General features: G+C 70.2%; 23 protein-coding genes. 13 read left to right on the top strand and 10 right to left on the bottom strand.

Annotated features, from left to right (window positions below; genetic code table 11):
* The first annotated feature begins 27 nt into the window (after positions 1–27).
* Complete coding sequence (gene arfB, locus MYF83_RS05450; protein WP_248959058.1) at positions 28–453, top strand: alternative ribosome rescue aminoacyl-tRNA hydrolase ArfB; 426 nt, start codon at positions 28–30, stop codon at positions 451–453.
* Positions 454–466: 13 nt separating this feature from the next.
* On the opposite strand, the gene MYF83_RS05445 is transcribed toward arfB, so the two are convergent.
* The 4 genes from MYF83_RS05445 to MYF83_RS05430 all read right to left on the bottom strand — a co-directional run bounded on the left by MYF83_RS05445 (position 467) and on the right by MYF83_RS05430 (position 3442).
* The gene (locus MYF83_RS05445; protein ID WP_248959057.1) at positions 467–1105 is read right to left on the bottom strand and encodes a DinB family protein; all 639 of its coding nucleotides are present in this window, start codon (positions 1103–1105) and stop codon (positions 467–469) included.
* Positions 1106–1144: 39 nt separating this feature from the next.
* The gene (locus MYF83_RS05440) at positions 1145–1927 is read right to left on the bottom strand and encodes an HAD-IIA family hydrolase (protein ID WP_248959056.1); all 783 of its coding nucleotides are present in this window, start codon (positions 1925–1927) and stop codon (positions 1145–1147) included.
* Positions 1928–2014: 87 nt separating this feature from the next.
* Positions 2015–2458 carry a nuclear transport factor 2 family protein gene (locus MYF83_RS05435; protein WP_248959055.1) on the bottom strand — a complete coding sequence of 148 codons (444 nt, stop codon included), beginning with the start codon at positions 2456–2458 and terminating at the stop codon, positions 2015–2017.
* 78 nt (positions 2459–2536) lie between these two features.
* Complete coding sequence (locus MYF83_RS05430) at positions 2537–3442, bottom strand: TIGR03619 family F420-dependent LLM class oxidoreductase (protein WP_248959054.1); 906 nt, start codon at positions 3440–3442, stop codon at positions 2537–2539.
* Between the two features lie 60 nt (positions 3443–3502).
* Here MYF83_RS05430 and MYF83_RS05425 point away from each other — a divergent pair, with 60 nt between their 5' ends.
* Together MYF83_RS05425 and MYF83_RS05420 are read left to right on the top strand one after the other, a co-directional pair.
* Positions 3503–4492, top strand: a complete 990-nt coding sequence (locus tag MYF83_RS05425; RefSeq protein WP_248959053.1) for a phosphotransferase family protein — start codon at positions 3503–3505, stop codon at positions 4490–4492.
* A 36-nt stretch (positions 4493–4528) separates the two neighbouring features.
* Positions 4529–4786 (top strand): TFIIB-type zinc ribbon-containing protein, encoded by a 258-nt coding sequence (locus MYF83_RS05420; protein WP_279339126.1) that lies wholly within the window; start codon positions 4529–4531, stop codon positions 4784–4786.
* Between the two features lie 96 nt (positions 4787–4882).
* Here MYF83_RS05420 and MYF83_RS05415 read toward each other — a convergent pair whose 3' ends face one another.
* Positions 4883–5836, bottom strand: coding sequence for an NADP-dependent oxidoreductase (locus MYF83_RS05415; RefSeq protein WP_248959051.1), 954 nt, complete (start codon positions 5834–5836; stop codon positions 4883–4885).
* Between the two features lie 245 nt (positions 5837–6081).
* On the opposite strand from MYF83_RS05415, the gene MYF83_RS05410 reads away from it, so the two are divergent.
* Positions 6082–6372: a winged helix-turn-helix transcriptional regulator gene (locus MYF83_RS05410; RefSeq protein ID WP_248959050.1), complete on the top strand. Its 291-nt coding sequence runs from the start codon at positions 6082–6084 to the stop codon at positions 6370–6372.
* A gap of 146 nt (positions 6373–6518) precedes the next feature.
* On the opposite strand, the gene MYF83_RS05405 is transcribed toward MYF83_RS05410, so the two are convergent.
* The gene (locus MYF83_RS05405) at positions 6519–7913 is read right to left on the bottom strand and encodes an aminotransferase-like domain-containing protein (RefSeq protein ID WP_248959049.1); all 1395 of its coding nucleotides are present in this window, start codon (positions 7911–7913) and stop codon (positions 6519–6521) included.
* Positions 7914–8027: 114 nt separating this feature from the next.
* Between MYF83_RS05405 and MYF83_RS05400 the strand changes: the two genes are divergently transcribed.
* The 3 genes from MYF83_RS05400 to MYF83_RS05390 all read left to right on the top strand — a co-directional run bounded on the left by MYF83_RS05400 (position 8028) and on the right by MYF83_RS05390 (position 10660).
* Positions 8028–9251, top strand: coding sequence for a Tm-1-like ATP-binding domain-containing protein (locus MYF83_RS05400; RefSeq protein ID WP_248959048.1), 1224 nt, complete (start codon positions 8028–8030; stop codon positions 9249–9251).
* Between the two features lie 103 nt (positions 9252–9354).
* The gene (locus MYF83_RS05395) at positions 9355–10182 is read left to right on the top strand and encodes a phosphoenolpyruvate hydrolase family protein (RefSeq protein ID WP_248959047.1); all 828 of its coding nucleotides are present in this window, start codon (positions 9355–9357) and stop codon (positions 10180–10182) included.
* 46 nt (positions 10183–10228) lie between these two features.
* Positions 10229–10660, top strand: a complete 432-nt coding sequence (locus tag MYF83_RS05390; protein ID WP_248959046.1) for a cupin domain-containing protein — start codon at positions 10229–10231, stop codon at positions 10658–10660.
* Between the two features lie 89 nt (positions 10661–10749).
* Here the strand turns inward: MYF83_RS05390 and MYF83_RS05385 are convergent, their stop codons facing one another.
* Positions 10750–11205 (bottom strand): MarR family winged helix-turn-helix transcriptional regulator, encoded by a 456-nt coding sequence (locus MYF83_RS05385; protein WP_248959045.1) that lies wholly within the window; start codon positions 11203–11205, stop codon positions 10750–10752.
* A gap of 297 nt (positions 11206–11502) precedes the next feature.
* On the opposite strand from MYF83_RS05385, the gene MYF83_RS05380 reads away from it, so the two are divergent.
* The 5 genes from MYF83_RS05380 to MYF83_RS05360 all read left to right on the top strand — a co-directional run bounded on the left by MYF83_RS05380 (position 11503) and on the right by MYF83_RS05360 (position 17384).
* Positions 11503–12867: an alpha/beta hydrolase family protein gene (locus MYF83_RS05380; RefSeq protein WP_248959044.1), complete on the top strand. Its 1365-nt coding sequence runs from the start codon at positions 11503–11505 to the stop codon at positions 12865–12867.
* 204 nt (positions 12868–13071) lie between these two features.
* Entirely contained in the window at positions 13072–13986 is a 915-nt protein-coding gene (locus MYF83_RS05375; RefSeq protein WP_248959043.1) for an SDR family oxidoreductase, read from the top strand.
* Positions 13987–14125: 139 nt separating this feature from the next.
* Positions 14126–15610 (top strand): acyl-CoA synthetase, encoded by a 1485-nt coding sequence (locus MYF83_RS05370; RefSeq protein WP_248959042.1) that lies wholly within the window; start codon positions 14126–14128, stop codon positions 15608–15610.
* A gap of 12 nt (positions 15611–15622) precedes the next feature.
* Positions 15623–16087, top strand: a complete 465-nt coding sequence (locus MYF83_RS05365; protein WP_248959041.1) for a MaoC family dehydratase — start codon at positions 15623–15625, stop codon at positions 16085–16087.
* Positions 16088–16235: 148 nt separating this feature from the next.
* Entirely contained in the window at positions 16236–17384 is a 1149-nt protein-coding gene (locus tag MYF83_RS05360) for an acyl-CoA dehydrogenase family protein (protein WP_248959040.1), read from the top strand.
* Between the two features lie 265 nt (positions 17385–17649).
* Here the strand turns inward: MYF83_RS05360 and MYF83_RS05355 are convergent, their stop codons facing one another.
* On the bottom strand, positions 17650–19026 hold the full coding sequence (locus MYF83_RS05355) for an MFS transporter (protein WP_248959039.1): 1377 nt from the start codon (positions 19024–19026) through the stop codon (positions 17650–17652).
* Positions 19027–19280: 254 nt separating this feature from the next.
* Between MYF83_RS05355 and MYF83_RS05350 the strand changes: the two genes are divergently transcribed.
* A complete protein-coding gene (locus tag MYF83_RS05350; protein WP_248959038.1) occupies positions 19281–20153 on the top strand; it encodes a PaaX family transcriptional regulator in 873 nt (290 codons plus the stop codon).
* Positions 20154–20160: 7 nt separating this feature from the next.
* On the opposite strand, the gene MYF83_RS05345 is transcribed toward MYF83_RS05350, so the two are convergent.
* Together MYF83_RS05345 and MYF83_RS05340 are read right to left on the bottom strand one after the other, a co-directional pair.
* Complete coding sequence (locus MYF83_RS05345) at positions 20161–22128, bottom strand: acetoacetate--CoA ligase (RefSeq protein ID WP_248959037.1); 1968 nt, start codon at positions 22126–22128, stop codon at positions 20161–20163.
* Between the two features lie 180 nt (positions 22129–22308).
* The gene (locus tag MYF83_RS05340; protein WP_248959036.1) at positions 22309–23808 is read right to left on the bottom strand and encodes a bifunctional phosphatase PAP2/diacylglycerol kinase family protein; all 1500 of its coding nucleotides are present in this window, start codon (positions 23806–23808) and stop codon (positions 22309–22311) included.
* Between the last annotated feature and the right edge of the window lie 29 nt (positions 23809–23837).

The raw sequence follows: 23837 nt of genomic DNA, 5'->3' as shown, positions 1-23837 counted from the left end.
GCGGGCCCTAGCGGCTACGCTGGGGGAATGCCCGGTCCACTTCTCGTACGCAACTCGCTCGCCATCCCGGAGGCCGAGCTGAGCTGGCGTTTCTCGCGTTCCTCCGGGCCGGGCGGCCAGGGCGTCAACACCACCGACAGCCGCGTGGAGCTGAGCTTCGACCTCCAGGCCACCGAGGCCCTCCCGCCGCCGCTCAAGGCCCGCGCGCTGGAGCGGCTCGGCTCCCGGATGGTCGACGGCGTCATCACGATCACCGCCTCGGAGTACCGCTCGCAGCTGCGCAACCGCGAGGCCGCGCGGGTCCGCCTGTCGCGCCTGCTCGAGGACGCCGTCGCTCCCCCGCCCGCCAAGCGCCGGTCCACCAAGCCGTCCCGCCGCGCGGTCCAGCGACGTCTCACGGCCAAGAAGCACCGCTCCGACATCAAGCGCCTGCGCCGCACCGACGAGAGCTGACCCTCGGCGGCCGTCAGGTCCGGCGGTCCTCCATCTCCCAGATGTGGTCGATCACGTGCCAGGCGATGCGCCGGGCGGCGTACCGGGCCGGCCAGCCGCCCGGGCGCAGGGGTGAACCGTCGGAGGGCTTGCCCAGCACGCCGGCGATCTCGTCGCGCATCGCCGCCCGGGCCACGTGGTCATCCGGCGCGAACGGCCGGTGCCGCACGCCGATCTGGCGCGCGTAGGACCGCTCGGCCTCCACCACGTGCGACACCATCTTGTCGCGGTCCCGGCCGCCGCCGCGCGGCCCCTTGCGCAGTTCCTCAGGAGAGGCGGCGGCGACCTCGTCGAACACCTCCCAGGCCGCCCGGACCAGCGCGGTGCCGCGCTCGGCGGTCGCCACGTCGACCGGGTGGGCGTCGATCTCGGGAACGGCCCCGGGAGCGCCGAAGTCGGTGGTCGAGTTCCCCGGCGTCCGCTCGACGACGGTGAACGCGTCGGGTTCGAATGGAAGCCCGGCCCGCTCGGCGATCACCCGGTAGCGGGGGATGTACTCGGCGAGCGCCGCCAAGGCGCCCTCCTCCCCCTTGCCGACGCGGCACCAGCCCGGCCAGTCGTAGGCGCAGGCGAAGACCTTCTTGGGACCCAGCTCCAGATAAACGTCCGTCATGTCACCATCCTGCCCAGAAAGCCTGACAGGGTATGGCAGTCATTTCACGAGGTCGATGAGATCCGCCACGGAGTCGACGATGCGCGAGGGACGGAACGGGTAGCGGTCGACCTGGTCCTTGGAGGTCACCCCGGTGAGCACGAGGATCGTGTGCAGCCCCGCCTCCATGCCGGACACGATGTCGGTGTCCATCCGGTCGCCGATCATGACGGTGCTCTCGCTGTGCCCGTCGATGGCGTTCAGGGCACTACGCATCATCATCGGGTTCGGCTTGCCCACGAAGTAGGGCTCCACGCCCGTGGCCTTGGTGATCATCGCGGCGACCGCTCCGCAGGCGGGCAGCGAGCCCTCGTTGGACGGGCCCACGGCGTCGGGGTTGGTGGCGATGAAGCGACTGCCGGCGTCGATGAGGCGGATGGCCTTGGTTATCGCCGTGAAGCTGTAGGTGCGGGTCTCGCCGAGCACCACGTAGTCGGGAGCGGTGTCGGTCAGGATGTACCCCGCGTCGTGCAGGGCCGTGGTCAGGCCCGACTCGCCGATGACGTACGCCGACCCGCCGGGCCGCTGGTCGTCCAGGAACCTGGCGGTGGCCAGCGCCGAAGTCCAGATCGACTCCGGCGGCACCTCAAGGCCGACGCCGCGCAGCCGTACGGACAGGTCGCGCGGGGTGTAGATGGAGTTGTTGGTCAGCACCAGGAACCGCTTGCCGGAGTCTCGCAGCCTGCGGATGAACTCATCGGCCCCCGGCACGGGGCTCCCCTCGTGGACGAGGACGCCGTCCATGTCCGACAGCCAGCATTCGATCGGCTTGCGCTCGTTCACCGTTCCCCCGCGTTCGACGTCCTTGGCTTACGAACCCAGGATGACAGGTGCATGGCCGACATTTCACCCGCCGTCACCGCGGCGCGGTCATCTCATGGTGCGCCAGGTCTGCTCCTCGACCAGTTCCCTGCTCCGCCACCCGGCTGGGGTACGGACCATGCGGTGGTGGTACCAGCCGCCGCCCTGGATCAGGCCGGGGGTGTCGGCGGCGACGGCCTCCCTGGAAGGCGCGAGCGTGTCGGCGAAGGAGGCCACCACGAGGGCCTCGTCCCCGTTCTCGCCCTCGAACCGGATGGACATCGCGCCGATGAGGTGCAGGCGTCCCGGCCAGCGCCGCAGGACGTCCGCCAGCCACGCCTGGGCCTCCCGCCTCGTGCCCTTGATGCCGCCGGCCGACGTGTAGTCGATAATCGCGTCCTCGGTGAACACGGTGTCGAGCCGGTCCCACTCGCCGCTGTCCACGGCATACGCGTACCGGGCCAGCACGTCGGCCATCTCCAGCCGATCGGCTGTTTCCTTCATGGAGATCATGCCGCTATCCAACCAAACGCTTGGTGTAATTTCGAGGCCCATCTTCCTCGGCTGCTCTCACACTCCGGCGCGATCGCCCTAGGCTCCGGGAGCCAGGGCCTCCAGGGTCTCCTCCGCGCGGCGCATCGACGCGGCGGGGTCGGCGTCCGGGGGGCCGACCTCGGGGTCGAAATTGAGGTCGTGGAACAGCTCGGTGACCCCGGTGGCGGCCAGGGCCTCGACGTCCGCCCGGATCTCGTCCAGCGACCCGCTCAAGGGCGCACGATCGGGCAGGCCGCCCTCCCGCACCTTGGTGACGCCCCGGCACACGAACCGCAGGGCGCCGGGGTCACGCCCGGCGGCGCGGGCGGCCTCCTTTACAATGTAGATCTGGTGGTCGATCGTGGCGAGGTCCGCCCTGCTGGAGCTGATCCAGCCGTCCCCCAGCTCGCCGGCCCGCCGGAGCGCCACCTCGGCCGTCCCGCCGAGCAGCACGGGCGGCACGGGGTGCGGCTTCGGGTCCTGGTGCGACGGCGGGATCTCGTAGAACTCCCCCTTGTGCGAAACGATGTCGTCGTGCCACAGCCGGCGCAGCACCTGCAGGTACTCGACCGCGCGGCGTCCCCTGCCCTCCATGGGCACCCCTGAGGCCACGAACTCCTCGGGCAGCCAGCCGAGGCCGAGCCCCACGTCCAGCCGCCCGCCCGACACGTCCTGCAACGTGGCGAGCTGCTTGGCCAGCAGCGCCGGAGAGAAGAACGGCATGTTCAGCACCGCGACCCCGAGCCGGACGCGGCTCGTCACCCCCGCCAGGTACGCCAGGGTCACGATCGGGTCCTGGACGCTGCGGTATTGCGGCCCCATGGGATGGCCGACCGGGTAGAGCAATCGCTGGAAGGTCCACAGCGAGTCGTAGCCGAGCTCCTCGGCGCGGCGCGCGAGACGAAGCATGTTGGCGGGCGTCGCCCACGAGCCCGAGACGGGAACTCCAAAGCCGATCCTCATGGTCCTCACCCTATGACCCCGCCCTTAGATTGGACCGGTGACCCTTCCTGGCGAGAAAGCGTGACCACACCCCTGGCCGAGCGGCTGTCCCGCCTCGCCCGCGAACACGCGGCGTCGGCGGGCGGAGCGAGACGGAGCGGCGGGATCCCGGAGGAGCCGGATGGGCGGGCCGGGCCGGATGGGCGGGCCGCCACCGCGCGGGGCGGGGCGGCGACGCCGGCGGTCGCGATCCTGAAGGACACCCGCGTGCTCGTCGTGCGGGCCGGCGACGTGGTCGTCAAGGCACATCCCGAGGGCACCGACGAGGCGGCCCTCACCGCACGCCTGCGCGCGGCCCTCGCGCTGCCCGGGGTGCTGCTCCCGCCGCTCACCGACCGGGTGGAACACGTCGCGGGCCGGCCGGTCACGGTGTGGCCGGCGGGCGAGCCGGTGGAGCCGTCCGATCCCGCCGCGGCCCCCTGGGAGGCCGCGGCCGGGCTGCTCGCCCGGCTGCACGCCGTGCCCGCGGCCGGCCTGGCCCTCCCCCCGTCCGGCGGACCGGCCCGCGTGCCGCGTGCCGTCAGCAGGCTGGACGCCCTGGACGGCGCGTACGCCGGTCCGGCCGCGGTCATCCGCGAGGCGTTTCGGACCCTTCCCGTCCTGTCCGGGGCGGGCGGCACAGGGCCAGGTGCGGGGAGACCGGCCCACGGTGACTGGCATCTCGGCCAGATCGTCCGGTATGAGGGCGAGTGGGTGCTCATCGACGTCGACGACCTCGGCGCCGGGGATCCGGCGTGGGACCTCGCCCGCCCCGCGGCCTGGTTCGCGACCGGGCTGCTCGACCCGGACCTGTGGGGGCGCTTCCTCACCGCCTACCTCGACGCCGGCGGATCCGCCGTGTCACGCGCCGATCCGTGGCGGGAACTGGACGCCCCGGCCCGTGCGTTGACGGTCCAGTTGGCGGCCACGGCGGTGGCGGCGGCGGGCGCGGAGGGCCGTCCTTTGGACGAAGTGGAGCAGGCCCTCGTCTCCTCCTGCGGGAGGATCGCGCACGCCGCCGTCCGGCCGTAGGCTCGCCTTTGAGGCCACTTGAAGGAGAGCGACCCGATGCGTTGCCCGAAGTGCAGCGGTAACATGCGGACCTACGACCGCAACGGCGTCCACATTGAGCAGTGCGAGAACTGCCGTGGCATCTTCCTGGACTACGGAGAGCTCGAGACCCTCGCCAGGGTCGAGAGCCAGTGGTCCCAGCAGCACTACTCCTCCCCGCCCCCGCCGCACGGCGGACCGGCATGGGGCGCGCCGCACCACGGTCACCGCGGTCACCGCGACCGCGGCTTCATGGGGATGCTGTTCTCCAGCTAACACTCCCGCGACCAGCCGTCGACCGGTCGCATTCGGCGACCGGTCGGCGCGGGTCACAGGGTCAGGCGGGGAAGCTGTGGCTTCGGGGGGAGCCCCTTACGCGACTTCGAGCACGATCTTGCCGCGGGTGTGACCGAGGCTCCCGGTCTTGTGCGCCTGCGCCGCCTGCGCCAACGGCCACGTGCTGTCGATTTCCACGCGGATCTTGCCTTGTTCGATCAGTTCGGTGAGCTGGTCGAGGGCGTGGTGATCGGGCTCTACCAGAATCCAGGTCAGGCGCACGCCGGCCTCGGCCGCCGCTCGCTCGGCCGCCGGTGCCGGGGGGTCGGGTGTGGTGATCAGCAGGCCGCCGGGACGCAACGTCGGCACGACACGGGTGGTGTGGTCGCCACCGAGGAGATCGAGCACGACATCGATGTCGCGCACCACCTCCCCGACGTCCGTCACGGTGTAGTCGACGAGTTCGTCCGCGCCCAGGTCACGCAGGAGATCATGCTTTCCGGCGCTCGCGGTGCCGATGACATGAGCTCCGCGGGCTTTGGCGATCTGCACGGCGAGGTGACCGACCCCGCCACCCGCGGCAAGGATCAGGACCCGCCGCCCGGCAGCGATCTTGGCGGTGTCCACCAGCGCCTGCCACGCCGTCAACCCCGCAAGCGGCACCGCCGCCGCCCGCACGTGATCGATGCTGGCGGGTTTGCGGGCAAGGTGGCGCGGCGGCGCGGAAACATACTCGGCATAGGCGTTCGCGCGGCCGGGGAACCGTGGCATGCCATACACCTCGTCACCCACCTCGAAACGGGTCACGCCCGGCCCGACCTCCTCGACCACACCCGACACGTCCCACCCGGGCACCAGCGGTCCGTCCCCCAGCAGCCCGGCGATTCCCCCACCCGCGCGGGTCTTCCAGTCCACCGGGTTCACCCCCGCGGCACACACCCGGACCAGCACCTCGCCCGGCAACGCACTGGGACGATTGACCTGGACGATCTCCAACTCCTGGCCAGGGCCGTAGGCTTCCTGCCGTGCGACGCGCATCGTGAGCTCCATGAAAAAGGATTCCCTTCCAGACAGATCCGACGTGGGCGACCGCCGCGGTCGATCGCGCCTACCGGCCCGGAAACTACCCCGAGGGTGCTAGTTACCCGCAAGGGCCAGTACTATCCATTCGGCAAGTACTATCCATTCGGAAGTATGAGCTCGGAGGGAGACTGGCCGCGGCGATGGTGAGGGCCTGCGCGACAGACCGACACGAGAAGCACGACATCTACTCCGCCCAATGTCCGGGCCGCGACGTGCTCTATCTCCTGGCCAACAAGTGGTCGACCCTGATCATCGGCGCGCTCGAAGAACAACCCCACAGATTCGGTGAACTGCAAAGCAGGCTTCAGGGCGTGAGTCCCAAGGTGCTCACCCAGACACTGCGCAAGCTTGAGGACTTCGGCTTCGTCGACCGCACCATCTACCCGGAAGTACCGTTGCACGTCGAATACGCCCTCACCGACATCGGTCGAGGCGTCGCCACACCACTGGCAGCACTGCGCAACTGGATAGAAGTCAACCTCGACAAGATTCACACGACGTAGCGTCGGTTCCTTCGCCGCCTTCGCGGCTCGAAGTGACCGCCGCCCAGCAGGAGCCGTTACGCGATGGCCGCCCCCACTTCAGCAGCGACAGGTCGACCGCGTTCGCCGGCGCCTGCATGCCGGCCTCGTTCGAGCGCTACGACCATTCATGGAGACCGGGTGCCCTGAAGGTCAGCGATGACCTGAGCCGCATCGGCGAATCGGAATTGCGGGTGCCATACGGGCAGCCGCACGAAGGTGCGGTGCCCGCCGTGCGGAGAGAACGCCGGGCCGGCGGTGAGCCGGATTCCGCGTACCAAAGCACGCTGCGCGAGGGCCACGGCGTCCTGACCGGTGTCGGTCCAGAGGCCTGACCCGCCCACGGGGGTGCTCCAATGCCAACGGGGCAAAACGGTACGGAGGACCTCTGCGGTGACCGCGAACTGCCGTGCCAGGAACTCGCGGCGCAGTTCCCGCTGCCGATCCGCCTGGGGCAGCAGCTGCAGCGCCGCCAATTGGTCGGCGATCGGGCCGCCGAGGTCGATGCTGCCGCGCAGCGCCGCGAGCCGTCCGATGATCTCCCGAGGCCCTCGTACCCATCCCACTCGCAGCCCGCCCCAGAACAGCTTCGACAGCGTGCCCACGATCAGCAGTCGTTCAGGGTCGGCCATTCGTTCGAGCCCCGGCATCGGCTGCGACCGGAACCAGCCGAGCTCGGCCTGCGACTGGTCGTCGACCACGAGAGTGCCGCGCCTGGCCGCGATGTCGGCGAGGACTCTGCGCTGCGCCTCCGGCATGTGGGCACCGGTCGGGTTGTGCAGCGCGGTCTGTACGTAGAGCAGATCCGCGTCGCCGATGGCGGCCTCGAGAAGGCTCAGGTCCACGCCGGCCGGGGTCAAAGGGATGCCCCGCAGGCGGCCGCCCGCGGCCGCCAAGGCTTCCAGAGCCCCTCGGTAGCTGGGGTCTTCGACGAGGGTCGACGTGCCGGGCCCGGCGAGGGCGGTCGCGATCAACCAGATGGCCTGTTGGGAGCCTGCGGTGACCATCACCTGGTCCGTACGCGTGGGCAGACCCTGCTCCGTGATGCGGGCGGCGAGCGCGGCACGCAGTTCCGGCAGTCCTGCGGGGTGGTACCCGGTCTCATGGAGGTGGTGCTCGAGCAGCTGCCTGCTGACCTCCGGCATGACGCGTGCGACCAGCTCGGAGCCGGGAAGCGCCCCGGAGGAGAGATCGACGACCACCCGGCCGTCACCGAACGAGCTCAGCCGTCCCTCATCGGGCCGTACCAGGCCTGCGGCTCTGCGGACATACGTGCCCGAACCGCGCATCGCGGTCAAGCGGCCACTCGCTGTGAGCTCGGTGTACGCCCGGGCAACCGTGCCCCTGGCCACACCGAGCGCGGTCGCCAGCGCCCGCTGGCCGGGCATACGCCAGCCGGCCGGCAGGTACGAGCCGTCGATCAGCTCAGCGAGCGCGTCCCGGAGCGGGACGCTCACGGGCGTTTCGTCGCGCCACACGCCGAGCAACCGGGCCACACGCTCGGCCTCTCCGCTCGTCCGCATCGATCGCACACCTCTCAGCCTTGGTCCACTTGGTCTCAAGTGGACCACTCGGGACGCTCCCACCCTGTCACAATGCCCAGCACAGGGCTCGAAGGAGAGCAGGAGGCATACAGGATGGCCACGGTCGTTCTCATCGGCACGATGGACACCAAGGGCGAGGAGTACGCGTGGATCGCCGACCGGGTACGCGCGCACGGGGCGAGCACCGTCACGATCGACGTCGGGCTGTTCTCGGAATCAGCCGCGGACGTCACCGCTTCGCAGGTCGCCCAGGCCGGGCATGCCGATCTCACGGCGCTACGGGAGGCACGCGATCGGGGCGCGGCCATGGAGGCGATGGCCTCCGGCGCCACGTCGGTGACCCTCGCGCTGCATGCGGAGGGCCGGCTCGACGGCGTGCTCGCCGTCGGCGGTTCCGGTGGCTCGTCGGTCGCGTCCCGCGCGATGCGCGCCCTGCCGGTCGGGGTGCCGAAACTGCTGGTCTCCACGATGGCCTCGGGTGATGTCTCGCCCTACGTCGGCGAGAGTGACGTGACGCTCATGCACTCGGTGGTCGACGTCGCCGGGATCAACTCCGTTTCCGAGCAGGTCTTCGCCAACGCCGCCGCGGCGATCGCCGCGATGGCCGCGGAGCAGGAGGCCCGGCGCACCGCACCGGCCGGCGAGCAGCGGCCACTGGTGGGTCTGACGATGTTCGGCCTGACCACGCCGGCCGTCGACGAGGCACGGGCGGAGCTGGTCGGCCTCGGTTACGAACCGCTCGTCTTCCATGCCACCGGTGCCGGCGGGCGCGCGATGGAGAAGCTCGTGCGCGACGGCCGGCTCGTGGGAGTGCTCGACCTGACCACCACGGAACTCGCCGACGATCTCGTGGGCGGTGTGCTGAGCGCGGGGCCGCACCGGCTGGAGGCGGCCGGTGAGCAGGGCATCCCCCAGGTCGTCTCGCTCGGCGCACTCGACTTGGTCAACTTCGGGCCGCGTGAGACAGTGCCCGGCGCTTTCGCTGACCGGACCTTCGTGATCCACAATCCGACCGTCACGTTGATGCGGACCACGCCGGAGGAGAACGCCGAACTCGGCCGGCGCATCGGTACGAAGTTGTCCCGTGCCCGCGGGCCGGTCACGGTGCTTCTTCCGCTGCGCGGTGTGAGCGGCATCGACAAGGAGGGCGGCCCGTTCCGGGACGCCGCGGCGGACGGAGAGCTCTTCTCAGCGCTGCGGGGTGCGCTCACCGGGTCGCCGGCTGAGATCGTCGAGGTGGACTCGCACATCAACGACCGCGGGTTCGGGCGCGACGCCGCACGGCGCCTGCACGGGCTGATCACCTCGTTTCGGTGATGGGGCGGGCGGTCGAAGCGGCGCGGCCGTGAGCTGGAGCAACCAGCTGGTATGGCTGAGCAGCAGGTGCCCACCCCGTGCGTGGGCGGGAAGGAACGCGATCATGGACCGGAACACGGCACTCGAACGGCTCAGGACGACCGTCGCGGCAGGCCGGCCGATCATCGGCGGCGGCGCCGGAACGGGCATCTCCGCCAAGTCGGCCGAGGCGGGCGGCATCGACCTGCTCATCGTCTACAACTCGGGGCGGTACCGGATGGCCGGCCGGGGATCCCTCGCGGGCCTGCTGGCCTACGGCGACGCGAACGCCATCGTCATGGAGATGGCGGACGAGGTGCTCCCCGTGGTCGAAGACACGCCCGTACTCGCGGGCGTCAACGGCACGGACCCGTTCCGGGTGATGGGCCGCTTCCTCGACAAGGTCAAGGAAGCCGGGTTCACCGGCGTGCAGAACTTCCCGACGGTAGGGCTGATCGACGGCGTCTTCCGCCAGAACCTGGAGGAGACCGGGATGGGCTTCGACCTGGAGATCAAGATGATCGCGGCCGCACACGAACGCGAACTGCTGACCGCACCGTACGTGTTCGACGTCGACCAGGCCACCGCCATGGCCGAGGCCGGCGCCGATGTCCTCGTCCCGCACATGGGCCTGACCACCAAGGGCACCATCGGCGCACGCACCGCGCTCACACTCGATGAGTGCGTCGAGCGGATCCAGGCGATTCGGGATGCCGCGGTCGCGGTCAACCCGGACATTCTCGTCCTGTGCCACGGCGGCCCCATCGCGGAACCCGCGGACGCACAGTACGTACTCACCCACACGGACGGGGTCGTGGGCTTCTTCGGCGCGAGCTCGATCGAACGCCTGCCCACGGAAGCGGGCATCCGCCGGCAGACCGAAGACTTCAAGTCCATCATCGTCCGGCCCTGAGGGCGGGTGCAGGCGAGAAGCATACGTACTGGAAAGGAGAGGAATCGTGAGCGAATCCGAGACGAGGGCCCAAACCGTGCAGTCGGAGCTGTCGACCGAGGTCTTCGACTGGGGAAGCATCAAGTGGGGGGTGAGCGCCGATCTCTTCTCGGGGGCGCCCCTTACCGCGGGTGAGGTGATCATCAACCCCGCCAAGGGCCACGAGCCGCATACGCACCCGAACTCCGACGAGGTCCTGTACTTCATCGATGGCGATGGTGTCCAAACCGTGGGTGACTCGGGGGAGTTCCCGGTGAAGGCCGGGGACTTCGTGTTCGTGCCGAGGGGAACGGTGCACTCCACCTTCAACACCGGCTGGCGGCAGCTGCGCATCATCGCGATCTACACGCCGGGCGGCGCGGAGCAGGCACTGCGGGAGGCACCCGACTACACCGTGCTGACTCCGGGCGTCCCGCCGGTCTGGGAGCGGGCGCGCTGAGCGGACGGGGCGGGAGACTTCCTGTCCCAGATCGGGAACCTGGCCCGGCAGCCGACGTCTTCGAGGTGGGCTGGGCGGTCCGGACCACGTCAGGAGAGCTGCCGCCAAGCGTGGTCGAGCGCGGCGCGCAGCTCGGCGATCTGGTCGGCGATGAGACCATCGGTCATGCTCCGCTCCAGGTCGCGTACGGGCTGCGCGTACTCGGCGAGGAGTTCGTGTCCGAGGCCGGTCAGTGCGATGAGAAGCTCGCGCCGGTTGGCCGCGTTGGGGCGCCGGACGACGTAGCCCCGGGTCTCGAGCGTGCGGACCATGTCGGCCATCGACTGGGCGGTGACGAAGGAGTCACGGGCGAGCTGTGCGGCGGTGAGGCCGTCATGCCGCTCCAGCACGGTCAGCGCGGTGTACTGCAGAGCGGTCACACCCGCCGGCTTGAGTAGCTCGTCGAGCCGTGCCCGCACGACGAGTTCGACGCGTTTGACCAGGTACAGCAGTGACGGGGGCGCCTTCACACCTCGACCGGCCGGCTGCATGGCGGCTTCCGACACGGCGCCCTCCATTCGGCTGTCCCGAGGGGCGGCCGCGGCTGCGCGCCCTGCAGAAGATAGGTCCACCCTACCCTATTGACAGGATTCCTGCCGGTCGTCAGACTGACCGTCAGCCATAATCAGGAATCCTGTCAATGAAGTGCGGAGTTCCATGGATCTGACGGGGAAGGCGGCCGCGCACGGCCACCGGCAGCCCACGATCGACGAGACGGCCGACCACTGCTGTGCGAGACACGCGCCAACGTCCTTCAGCACCCCGCCCCCCGCTCCGTCACACCGACACCGGAATGGACCCCGATGAGAACTCCAGTCGCCCTGCTGACCCTCTGCCTGTGTGCTCTCACCTCCCTACCCGCACAGGCCGCCACGGACACCCACCTGGAGGGCCGCCTCCCCTCCGGCGCCGCATACGTGATGGACGTCCCTGCCGCCTGGAACGGCACCGTGCTCCTCTACAGCCACGGCTACGCCCCCGCCGGACAGCCCAACCCCGCCCGGAACACGCCCAGTCCGGCCACCCTGGACTCACTTCTCGACCAGGGCTACGGACTCATCGGGTCCTCGTACGCGACGAACGGCTGGGCGGTCACGGAAGCCGTGCCCGACCAGCTCGCCACCCTGGACCTGTTCACCGACAAGTTCGGCAAGGCGAAGCGGACCATCGCCTGGGGCACCTCGTACGGGGGACTCGTCACGACGAGGCTGGCCGAGCGGCACGCGGACCGCTTCGACGGCTCGCTCTCCATGTGCGGTCTGGTGCAGGGTGGCGTGGCGAACTGGAACAACACGCTGGACTCGGCGTTCGCGCTGAAGACACTGCTGGCGCCGGACGCGAACATCCCGCTCACCGGATTCGCCGGCCGGGCGCAGGCGCAGAGCGCCGCCACGACCCTGACCGCCGCGGCCACCGCGGCCCAGCTGACCGCCGGGGGCCGCGCCCGCGTCGCCCTCGCCGCGGCACTGTACAACATCCCCGGCTACAACAGCACCACGCAGACCGAGCCGGGCCCCACCGACTGGGACGCCCAGCAGGCCAACCAGTACACCGCCGTCACAGGGCTCCTCCAGCTGTCCGCCTTCGGCTGGCGGCAGGAGGCCGAGAGCCGCGCCGGGGGCAACATGTCCTGGAACACGGGCGTCGACTACACGGCAATGCTCCACCGCTCCCCGCTGTTCAAGGAGGTGACGGAGTTGTACAAGAAGGCGGGTCTGTCGCTGCGCACCGACCTCGCGGCGCTCGACCGCGCACCCCGTATCTCCGCCGACCCCGCCGCCGTACGGTGGATGCGGAACACCAGCGTTTTCAAGGGCCGGCTCGCCGACCCCCAGCTCGACATCCACACCACCGGCGACCCGCTGGTTCCCGTCCAGGCGGAGAGCGCCCACCGCCGGGCCGCTGTCGCAGCCGGCTCGGGCGCCCTGCTGAGCCAGGCCTACGTCGACGGCCCCGGGCACTGCACCTTCACCTCGGGCGAGATCATCGGCGCCCTGGACACCCTGGAGCACCGCTTGGACACCGGCAGCTGGGACACCTCGCCGGCCACGCTCAACTCCCGTGCGCAGCAGGCGGATCCGACGAGCAAGCCGCGCTACGTGGCCTACCGGCCCGCCTCGTACCCGCGCCCGTACGACCTCGCGCACCATGACGGCTCCCGGCCATGACGGCTCCCTTCGGCGCCCGACCGGCTCTGTCCATGCCTGCCGCACCCGGCCACGAGCACTCCGCGCTGTGTCCCATGGGCATCACCCGCCGAGACTGCGCGCCCTGCGGAAGATAGGCCCACGCCACCACCATTGACAGGATTCCTGTTAGTCGCGAGACTGTCAGCCATAACCAGGAATCCTGTCGATGAAGGGTGGAGTTCCATGGATCTGACGGGGAAGGTGGCCGTCGTCACCGGCAGCGGCCGCGGTCTCGGGCTTGCCTACGCCCGCGCACTCGCCGCGGCCGGGGCATCCGTCGTGGTCAACGACGTGGAACGGCAGGTCGTCGACGCGGCGGTGCAGAGCGTGGAGTCGGTCGGCGGCAAGGCGTTCGGAGTGACCGCCGCGGTCGGCGCCACCGCCGCGGCCGAGGAGCTGATCTCGGCGGCGGTGGAGCATTTCGGGCGGCTCGACGTGCTGGTGACCAACGCCGGCATCCTGCGGGACAAGGTCCTGTGGAAGATGACCGACGACGACTTCGACGACGTGGTCCGTGTCCACTTGCGCGGCACGTTCACCTGCGCCCGGGCAGCCGCAGTGCGGATGCGGGAGCAGGGCGAGGGCGGCCGCATCATCCTGATCGGGTCACCGGCCGGGCAGCGCGGCAACTTCGGGCAGACCAACTACGCGGCGGCCAAGGCCGGCATCGTGGCCATGGCCCGTACCTGGGCCATGGAGCTGGCACGGGCGCGGATCACGGTGAACGCCGTCATCCCCGTGGCGGCCACCGAGATGACCAGGACGATCCCGGCGTTCGCACCCGCCATCGAGGAGGCCGAGCGCACCGGTGCCCCTCTGCCGGACTGGATGCGCAAGCAGGAGGGACTGGGCACCGTGGAAGACGCTGCCGGCCTGGTCGTCTTCCTCGGCTCCGACGCCTCGGCCGCCGTCACCGGTCAGGCGATCGGCATCGGCGGGGACCGGCTGGCGCTGTGGTATCACCCGCAGGAGAAGAAGGCCGACTTCCGCGACGGCGGCTGGAGTGCCGACGAGATCGCCGCCGCCTGGAGCGACGGTGTCGCAGCGCAACCCGAGACCTTCGGCATCCCCGCACCCCAGCCGCCGACGGGAGACTGACATGGCCGCCCCGGCCCCATGGACCCGGCCCAGCTGACCGCGATCGACGTGCACACGCACGCGGAGGTGTCCCGCACGGGCCACCGCTCCCTCAGCCCGGAGCTGAGGCCAGGCTCCCCCCGAAAGGCACGGTAGCCGTATGCGCAACCACGGCGTCGGATCTTGGATCGCGCGACGCGCCCGCAAAAGCCCTCACCGCCCCGCCGTCGTCCACGGCGGTGTCCAGATCACCTACGCCCAACTGCACGACCGCACCACGCGCCTGGCCCACCATCTGCGCCGCCTCGGCGTGCGTCCCGGCGACCGCGTCGCCTTCCTCGGCCCCAACCACCCCTCCTTCCTGGAGACCTTCTTCGCGGCCGGTCAACTCGGGGCCATCTTCGTGCCGCTCAACACCCGGCTCGCCGAACCCGAACTGTGGCACTGCCTCCAGGACTCCGGGGCGAACGTGCTGGTGCACACCTCGGCCTTCGAGCACTTCGCCCTCTCCTGCCCTACCCCCTGTCTGGTCGCCGTGGGGGACCGCCTGGACAAGGACCTCGCCGCCTGCACACCGGTGCCTCTCGACATCCCTGTGACGCACGCCGACACCGCGGTCATCATGTACACGTCCGGGACGACCGGGCATGCCAAGGGCGCCGTGCTCACCCACGGCAACCTCATCTGGAACAGCCTGAACACCTTGGTCGACGGGGAGTTCGCCGCCGGTGACGTGACCTTGCTGTCCGCGCCGTTGTTCCACACGGCCGCGCTGAACATGACCTGCCTGCCCGCCGTTCTCAAGGGCGGCACACTCGTCCTCGAGGAGTCGTTCTCGCCTGCCCGCACCCTCGACCTGATCGAGCGCTTCCGGGTCACGGTGATGTTCGGGGTGCCGGCCATGTTCCGGCAGATCGCCGCGGAGCCCCGGTTCGCCGACGCCGACCTGTCGTCGCTGCGGATCCTGCTGTGCGGGGGCGCACCGGTGTCCGAAGCGCTGATCCGCACCTATCAGCAGCGCGGGCTGGGTTTCCTCCAGGGCTACGGCATGACCGAGGCGTCCCCCGGCGTGTGCCTGCTCGACGCCGAGCACGCCCTCGACAAGCTTGGCAGCGCCGGTCTTCCCCACTTCTTCAGCGACATCCGCATCGTCGACCGCGCAGGCGAGGACGCCACACGTGGCGAACTGCTCGTGGAGGGCCCGAACGTCATGAGCGGATACTGGAACCTCCCCGAGGAGACGGCGACTGCCTTCCACGACGGCTGGTTCCGCTCCGGAGACATCGCCCACGCCGACGAGGACGGGTACGTCACCATCGTCGACCGCGCCAAAGACATGATCATCTCTGGTGGGGAGAACATCTACCCGGCCGAGATCGAGAACGTTCTGTACGAGCACCCGGCCGTCGGCGACTGCGCCGTCATCGGTGTCCGGGACGAGAAGTGGGGCGAGGTCCCCCGTGCCGTCGTGGTCCTGGCACCCGGCGCCCAGGCGAGCGCCGAGGACATCCTCGCCTTCATGGAAGGGCGCCTGGCCCGCTACAAGATCCCCAAGTCGCTCGTCTTCACCGACGTCCTGCCGCGCAGCGGCGCCGGGAAGCTGCTCAAGCCCCGCATCCGCGACAACTTCGGTACCACTATCTGAAGGAGACCTGCCGTGACCGCATTCCGCACCGTCACCGGACTCGACGAGATCAAGGCCCTCGCCGGGACCGACCTCGGCCGTACCGACTGGGTGGAGATCACCCAGGACCGGGTGAACACCTTCGCCGACGCCACCGGCGACCACCAGTGGATCCACATCGACCCCGAGCGCGCCGCCACCGGTCCGTTCAGCGGAACGATCGCCCACGGATACCTGACCCTGTCCCTGATCATCCCTCTCTTCAACCAGTTGCTGGCCATCGAGGGCACCTCCATGAGCCTCAACTACGGCCTGGACAAGGTCCGTTTCCCCCATCCGGTGAAGGTCGGCGCGAAGATCCGCCTGCACTGCGTGGTGGAGTCCGTGGAGGAGGTCCGCGGCAACGGTGTCGAGATGCGGCTCGCCTTCACCGTGGAGATCGAGGGCTCTGACAAACCCGCCTGCGCCGCGCAGGCCATCTACCGCCACTACGCCTGAGGATCACCACCCCGCAGCGGCAGACGGCTGCCCGCCTCGCGCAGCCACGCACCTCGCAACTGTTCGGACGGAACGAGGCGCAACCGCGAAGAGCCGGCTGCCGCTCTCGACACCCACGCCCCTCACATCCTCCGAAGGACTGCCGGCCATGGACCGCGACCTGTTCGACACCGACCACCAGGACTTTCGCGCAATGGTGCGGGACTTCGTCACCAAGGAAGTCCAGCCGCATCTGTCAGCCTGGGAACAAGCCGGGCAGGTGGACAGGGAACTGTACGTGAAGGCCGGCGCCGTGGGTCTGCTGGGCCTGGACATCGACGAGGCGTACGGTGGGGGCGGTGTCGCGGACTTCCGCTACAACCTCGTCGTCATCGAAGAGCTGTGCCGCGCCGGAGCAGCCGCCGTGACCATGAACCTGAGCGGGTTCAACGACCTCGTGGCGCCCTACCTGAGGGACCTGGCCACCGAGGAGCAGCGACAGCGCTGGCTGCCGGACCTGTGCAGCGGTACGAAGGTGTCGGCCATCGCCATGACCGAGCCCGGCACCGGCAGCGACCTGAAGGCCGTACGGACCACCGCGGTACGCGACGGGGACGAGTACGTCGTCAACGGAGCCAAGACCTTCATCAGCAACGGCATCCTCGCCGACCTTGTCGTCGCCGTCGTCTCCACCGATCCGGCCGTCGGCCGCGACAGCATCAGCCTTCTGGTGCTTGAGCGCGGCATGCCCGGCTTCGAGCGGGGCCGCAAGCTGGACAAGATCGGTCTGCATGCCCAGGACACGGCCGAGCTGTCGTTCACGGACGTACGGGTGCCCGCCGCGAACCTGCTGGGCGAGGAGGGCCGCGGTTTCGCCTATCTCATGCACAACCTTCCGCAGGAGCGTCTGAGCGTCGCCGCCACCGCGGTCGCCTCCATGGAACGCACCCTGAAGAACACCCTTCAGTACACGGCGGAGCGCACCGCGTTCGGACGGTCCGTCGCCGGCTTCCAGGCCAACAGGTTCACCCTCGCCGAGATCGCCACCGAGGTGCAGGTCGCCCGGGTGTTCCTCGACCGGTGCGTCACCGAACTCGTCGCCGGCCGGCTCAGCCCCGTCGACGCAGCCATGGCCAAGTGGTGGACCACCGAACTCCAGCAGCGCGTCGTCACACGCAGCCTGCAACTGCACGGCGGCTACGGCTACATGACGGAATACGACGTCGCCCGCGATTTCCTCGACGCCCGCGCGAGCACGCTGTATGCCGGCACCACAGAGATCATGAAGGAGATCATCGGCCGCTCCCTGCGGCCCTGACCGCCACTCGACGAAACCTCCGGCGGGAACATCGCTTTCCGGGGACGGGTGTTCGTCCCGCGACCGGCTTCCTGCCGGTGAACGCGGGTGACGATGCATCATGCCCCGTGGGAAGCGTGTGCAGCAGGCCGAACGCTGCCGGGCACACCACCGGCGAGGCCCCCAGGACGGTGAGGCGAGAGACAGGATTCTCGGCCGACCCCCTGGAGGCCTCCCTCGTCGCGGGCCGTGGGCCGGCCCCCGATCAGACGCCGCTTGCAGCAGCTCACGAAGCCGGAGCAGCATCCGCCTGACCGTTGACGGGCAGCCCTGCCGAGGAGTCCGCGGACATGCCGGCGAGATCGGTGCGGCTGGTCTCCCCGAGCAGGGCGAGGCACACCACCGTCCCCAGACAGAACGCGGCGATGATCGCAGAGATGATCAGCGTTGCCCCTTCACCGGCGTCGGCCCGCACCTCGGTGAAGATCAGCGGGGCGAAGCCGGCCCCCAGTCCTGCGATCTGGTAACCGAGGGAAGCGCCGGTGTAACGGCTCCGGGTGGAGAACAGTTCCGTGTACAGCGCGGCGAGCGGGCCGTACATCATCGGATGCACCAGCGACTGCCCGACCACCAGCGCCAGCACGAGCAGCGCTGTGCTGCCCGTGTCGACGAGCGGGAACAGCGCGAAGGAGAAGCCGCCCACCGCCAGCGCGCCCGCCATGACCACCGGACGCCGTCCCAGGCGGTCGGACAGCGCCGACCAGCCGATGATGCCGGCCACCGCCAGCGCGGAGGACACCGCCAGGCTGTTGAGCACCGTCTGCCGTGCGAAGCCGTCCTGGACCGCGTAGGAGATGATGTACGTGGTCACGGTGCCCTGGAAGACGAACGCAGACAGGCCGACCCCGATGCCCAGCAGCAGCACCCGGGGGTAGTGGCGCAGCACGTCCCACAGGGGGAGGGATGGGCGCGGCGTCGATTCCTGCTTCTTCTCCGCCTCGGCGAACACCGGTGTTTCGGTGACGCGCACCCGGATGAACAGGCCGACGGCCAGCAGCACCAGGCTGAGCAGGAAGGGGATGCGCCAACCCCAGGACAGGAAGGCGTCCTCACCGACAGCGGCCGCCGTCGCCGACAAGGCGACCGTGGAGAGCGCCATGCCGAAGGGGGCGCCGGCGTTGGTGAAGCTTGCCCACAGCCCTCGCCGTCGGGTGGCGTGCTCGGCGGAGATGAGCACGGCACCGCCCCACTCACCGCCTACCGCCACTCCTTGGATGATCCGCAGGAGCAGCAGTGCGACCGGTGCCAGGGTGCCCACCTGGCCGTACGTGGGCAGGACGCCGATGAGGAAGCTGGCGACACCCATGAGAGCCATCGTCAGCACAAGCATCTGCTTGCGGCCGAGCCGGTCCCCGAAGTGCCCGAAGATGATCCCGCCCAGCGGCCTGGCCAGGTAGCCCGTGGCGAAGGTGGTGAAGCTGGCGAGGGTGCCGGCCACGGGGCCGAGGTTGGAGAAGAAGACGTGGGCGAAGATCACCGCCGATGCGGTGGAGTACAGGAGGAAGTCGTAGTACTCGATGACGCTCCCCAGGAAGCTGGAGGTCACCGCCCGGCGCAACTGCAGGGGATCGTGCGTTACCTGATGGGGAGAAGCGGCCTGCATGTCGTGAGCTCCCTTGCTCGCTGAGGTGGAACAGCCCGCAAAGCGGCGTGGCTTCAGTGGTGGATGACGTGGATGCCCGTCTTGCACGGCGTGCTCGTAGCAAGAAGCAGCGAGGTGCGTCCGGTGGATGTTCGGGGCCGCGGTCGGGCCCGGCTGGTGTCAGCCGTGTCCGGCCGTCCCCCGGAACTACCACCGGTGTCCGGTCAGCCGACCCGCCCGTAAAGTAGGGCAGGTTTTTTCTCTACGTCAAGATTGTGACCAACATTGGCCGTCTCGTCTACCCTCTAGGCGTGACGTTCGAAAACGAGGACGAGCAGACCGCGGCGACTTCGGCTCGGCCGCAATCACTGATGTTCAGCTTCCTTGGCATCTACGTGCTGGACCGCGACGTCGCCGTGTACTCCGGAAGCGTCATCGACGTCCTGGCCCGCCTGGGCGTGTCGGAGGATGCGGTGCGCTCCACCCTGTCCCGCATGGCCAGGCGTGACCTGCTGACGCGTCATCGCAGAGGACGCAAGGCCTATTTCGGTCTCACCGAGCGCGCCATCCGTGTACTGCAGGACGGGCGCCGGCGGGTCCGTGACACCGGCGCGGTCAACGAGGACTGGGACGGCACCTGGACCGTGGTCGCTTTCTCACTCCCCAACGACCGGGTGAGCACACGCCACGACCTGCGCTCCCGACTTGCCTGGGCCGGCTTCGCCTCTCTCCAGGCAGGCCTGTGGATCGCTCCGGGCACCAAGGACATCGCGGCGGCCCTCGCACCCCTCGAACTGGGTGACCACGTCACCACTTTGCAGGCACGGGCCATGGGGCTGACCGACTCCGCCGACCTGATCCGCCGCGCCTTCGACATCGACGGCATCGCCGCCCGCTACCAAGCGTTCCTGGGCCAGTGGGACACCAGCCCACCACCGGCCGTGGCAGGTGACGACCTCGCCTGCCAGATCCGCCTGCACACCGACTGGCTGCAGGTCGTCCGATGGGACCCTCATCTGCCGGCCGAGCACCTGCCCGAGCAGTGGCCGGCGATCCGCGCCGAGCAGGTCTTCAGCCTGCTCAACCGCAAGATCGCCCCGGGCGCCGCCAAGCTGGCGGCAGCGCTGCTGGACGAAATCAGCCTGTGAAACCGGGTCAGCGCGCGGCTCGGCGGGCGGCTGCCTCGGCGACGAAGGGGTCCAGGGAGGCGGGATCGGCCAGCGCGTCACGGCTGGCGACATCGGCCGCTTCAGCTCCGAGCAGGATCCTCTTGGCGGGCAGTTCGAGCTTCTTCCCCGTACGGTTGCGTGGGATGGCCGGGATGGCGGTGATGCTGTCCGGCACGTGCCGGGGGGACAGGGCACCGCGCAACGCCGCGGCGATACGCCGTCGTAGGGCCTCGTCGAGTTCGGCGCTGTCGCGCAGAACCACGTACAGAAGCAGCTCGCCGGGGCCGCCCGCGGGGTCTTCGAGATGGATCACCAGGCTGTCGTCGATCTGCGGGAGTTCTTCGATGACGCGGTAGAACTCCGCGGTGCCCAGCCGCACTCCGCCACGGTTGAGGGTGGCGTCGGAGCGCCCGGCGATGACGCAGTTTCCCTGCGGGGCGAAGCGCACCCAGTCGCCGTGCTTCCACACTCCGGGATAGGTGTCGAAGTAGGCGGCGTGGTAGCGGGAGCCGTCCGTGTCGCCCCAGAAGCCCACCGGCATGGACGGCATGGGCTCGGTGACGACCAGTTCGCCGAGTTCGTCGACGACCGCGCGGCCCCGCTCGTCGAAGGCCGCCGCGGCGACGCCCAGGCAAGGGGCCGAGATCTCCCCGGCGATGACCGGCTGCCAGGGGCCGCCCTGGACCAGCCCCGAGCACACGTCGGTGCCTCCGCTGCCGACGTTGAGGAGGACGTCCGGGCCGAACTGCTCGTGCACCCAGTAGTAACCCTCGGCCGGCAGCGGACTGCCGGCGGCACCGATCTGGCGCAGCCGGGACAGGTCGTGATCCTTCCGCGGTGTCAGGCCCTCCTTGCGGCAGGCCATGAGGAAGCCGGGGCTGGCGCCCAACAGGGTGGCACCGGTCTCCTCGGCGAGTTGCCACTGCCAATCCAGGCCGGGATACAGGGGGTTGCCGTCGATCATGACGATCGAGGCGCCCACCACGAGCCCGGAGACGAGGGCGTTCCAGATCATCCAAGCGGTCGTGGAGAACCACAGCAGCCGGTCGCCGGGACCCAGGTCCCAGCTCAGGGCATGGTTCTTGAGGTGCTCCAGGAGAATGCCGCCGTGGCCGTGCACGATCGGCTTGGGCTTGCCTGTGGTACCCGACGAGAACAGCACGCACAGCGGGTGGGCGAACGGGACGGGCTCGAATCCGGGGTCGCCGGGCCCGGCGAGCAGGTCGTCCCACCGGACGGTGTCCGGGAGTTCGCCGGGGCCGTAGGGGACGTGGACGGCGTGCCGTACGGTGGGCAGCCCGGCTCGGACGGCCGCCACATCGTCGCGGCGGTCGATGTCCTTGGCGCCGTAGCTATAGCCGGTGACGGCGAGCAGGACGGTCGGTTCGATCTGGGAGAAGCGGTCGACGACGGCGGCGGCGCCGAATTCCGGTGCGCAGCTCGCCCACACCGCGCCGAGGCTGGCCGTCGCGAGGAACGCGACCAGGGTCTCGGGGATGCTGGGCAGATAGGCGACTACCCGGTCCCCGCGGCCGACCCCGAGGCGGCGCAGACCGGCCCTCGCCCGGGCGACCTGATCGGCCAGTTGCCCCCAGCTCAGCTCCACCGGCGGGCGGGTCTGCGAGTGGGCGACGACGGCCACCTCGTGCGGGGCGGCCTCGCGGGAACGCAAGGCGTGCTCGGCGTAGTTGAGGGTCGCGCCCGGAAACCATTCGGCTCCCGGCATCTCGCGTCGGCCCAGTACACGCCGGGGCGGGGTGTGCGCACGGACCTGGAAGTGGTCCCAGATGGAGGACCAGAAGCCGTCGAGGTCGGTGACCGACCAGCGGTGCAGCTCGTCGTAGGAAGAAAAGGTGAGTCCTCGGTTCTCCTCCAGCCAGCCGAGGTAGTGGCCGATCCGGGTCGTGCGGCGGAGGTCCGGCGGCGGCACGTAGAGGGGCTGCCCCGGCGTCACGACGTCGGCTCCGGGCTGTTTCCCGCCACGAGTCGTACGCCGTGGTCGTCGCCGCCTCCGGAGCCGCACGCGGCGAGGGTCAAGGTCATGGCTAGCGCGGCGGGAAACCACCGGGGGACGCTCATTTCGACGATGATCGAGGAGTGCCCGGGGCATGTCAAGGCGGGCGGCCCCGCCGGGTCACTCCGTGGGGCGGAAGACCAGCAGGGCGCGGGGGCGCTTGGCGAGGACGACGGGGCCGGGGACGGTGACCGTCTCCCCGTCGCGTGCCAGCCGGATCTCCCCGGCGGGATCGCCGGGCGCGGCGACCCGTACGGTGTCCGCGCGCCACTGGAGGTAGTGCCGTGACAGGCCCACCCCGCCGAACACCGTGCTGACCATCGCGCGGAGGCGGGGCAAGCGGGCGGTGGCCGTGAGCAGGCGGATGTCCAGCACGCCGTCCTCCAGCCTGTTCCTGCGCGTCGGCGCGACACCGCGCGACTCGTAGGCGCAGTTGCCCAGGAACAGCAGCCACACCCTGCGTCGCACGCCGTCCACGACGAGCTCCAGCGGGCGGCTGTCGCGCATGAGCAGGTCCGCCATGGCCAGCACCAGCGCCGGCCACTTCCCGATCTTCCTTTCCCAGTCCTCCCTGCGGTCGACGAGCAGGGGGTAGATGCCGATGCCGGCGGTGTTGAGGAAGACGCGGCCGGCGACCTCACCGACGTCCACGGCGACCACCTGGCCGTGCCGGTACGCGGCGACCGCCTCCTCGATGGTCTCGAGGCCGAGCGTGCGGGCGAAGTGGTCGAGCGTCCCCGCCGGGACGGGAAGCAGCGGGACGCCCTGCTCCAGCGCCGCCTGCGCCCCGCAGTTCATGGTGCCGTCGCCGCCCGCCACGGCGAGCACCCGGGCGCGTTTGGCGGCGTCCTTGAGCCGCTCCATCAGGTCCTCACCCGCCTCGGTCTCGATGACCTCGGCCCTGGGCAGCGCCTTGCGCAGGGCGGCGGCCGTGCAGGGGTCGTTCCCCGCGGCGTTGTTGACGACGGCGACCACTCCCTCGCCTTCGGGGTCCAGTTCGGGCAGCGGCGCGGTGGCGGCGACGCGCGCCCCGCCGATGACGGTGTGACCAGGCCAGAGACGCCTGGTGACCAGTGCCGCGGTCACGCCGAGCGCCATCCCGGCGAGCACGTCCCCCGGGTAGTGGACGCCGGTGTAGACGCGGGAGAAGCACACCGCGCCGGCGGTCACGGCGACCGGCACCGCCACCCTGGCCGGCGCCTCCAGCGCCACGGCCGTGGCGAACGCCGCCGCCGAGGCGGAGTGACCGGACGGGAACGAGTGCGAGGAAGGGATCTTGCCGAGGCGGGCCAGCGGGAAGTCCACGATGGACGGCCGGGCCCGCGCGAACGCCTGCTTGCCGAGCAGGTTGACCACCGGGCTCGCCAGGCTGATCGCCAGGAGCCCGCGCGTGGCGGCGCGGCGCATCCGCCGGCGCCCGGTGAGCGCCAGGCCGCCCGCGACGGCCGCCCACAGCACGGAGTTGTCCGCGGCGCGCGAGAGTCGCGGCAGGAGGTGGTCGAAGCCCGGGAAGTGCGCGGCGGCGACCGACTTGAACAGGCGCCGGTCCAGCGCGCCGAGCCGCTTCCTGATCCCCGGGCCGGTGGGGCTGGCGTTCCACATGCCTTCGTTAGTGCCCACAGAGGACGTCGCCAGTCACGCGGTGTGAA

This window comes from Sphaerisporangium perillae (assembly GCF_023276435.1).
GTDB lineage: Bacteria > Actinomycetota > Actinomycetes > Streptosporangiales > Streptosporangiaceae > Sphaerisporangium > Sphaerisporangium perillae.
The sequence above is the reverse complement of the archived record's forward strand: the minus strand, read 5'-3'. Positions and strand labels throughout refer to the sequence as shown.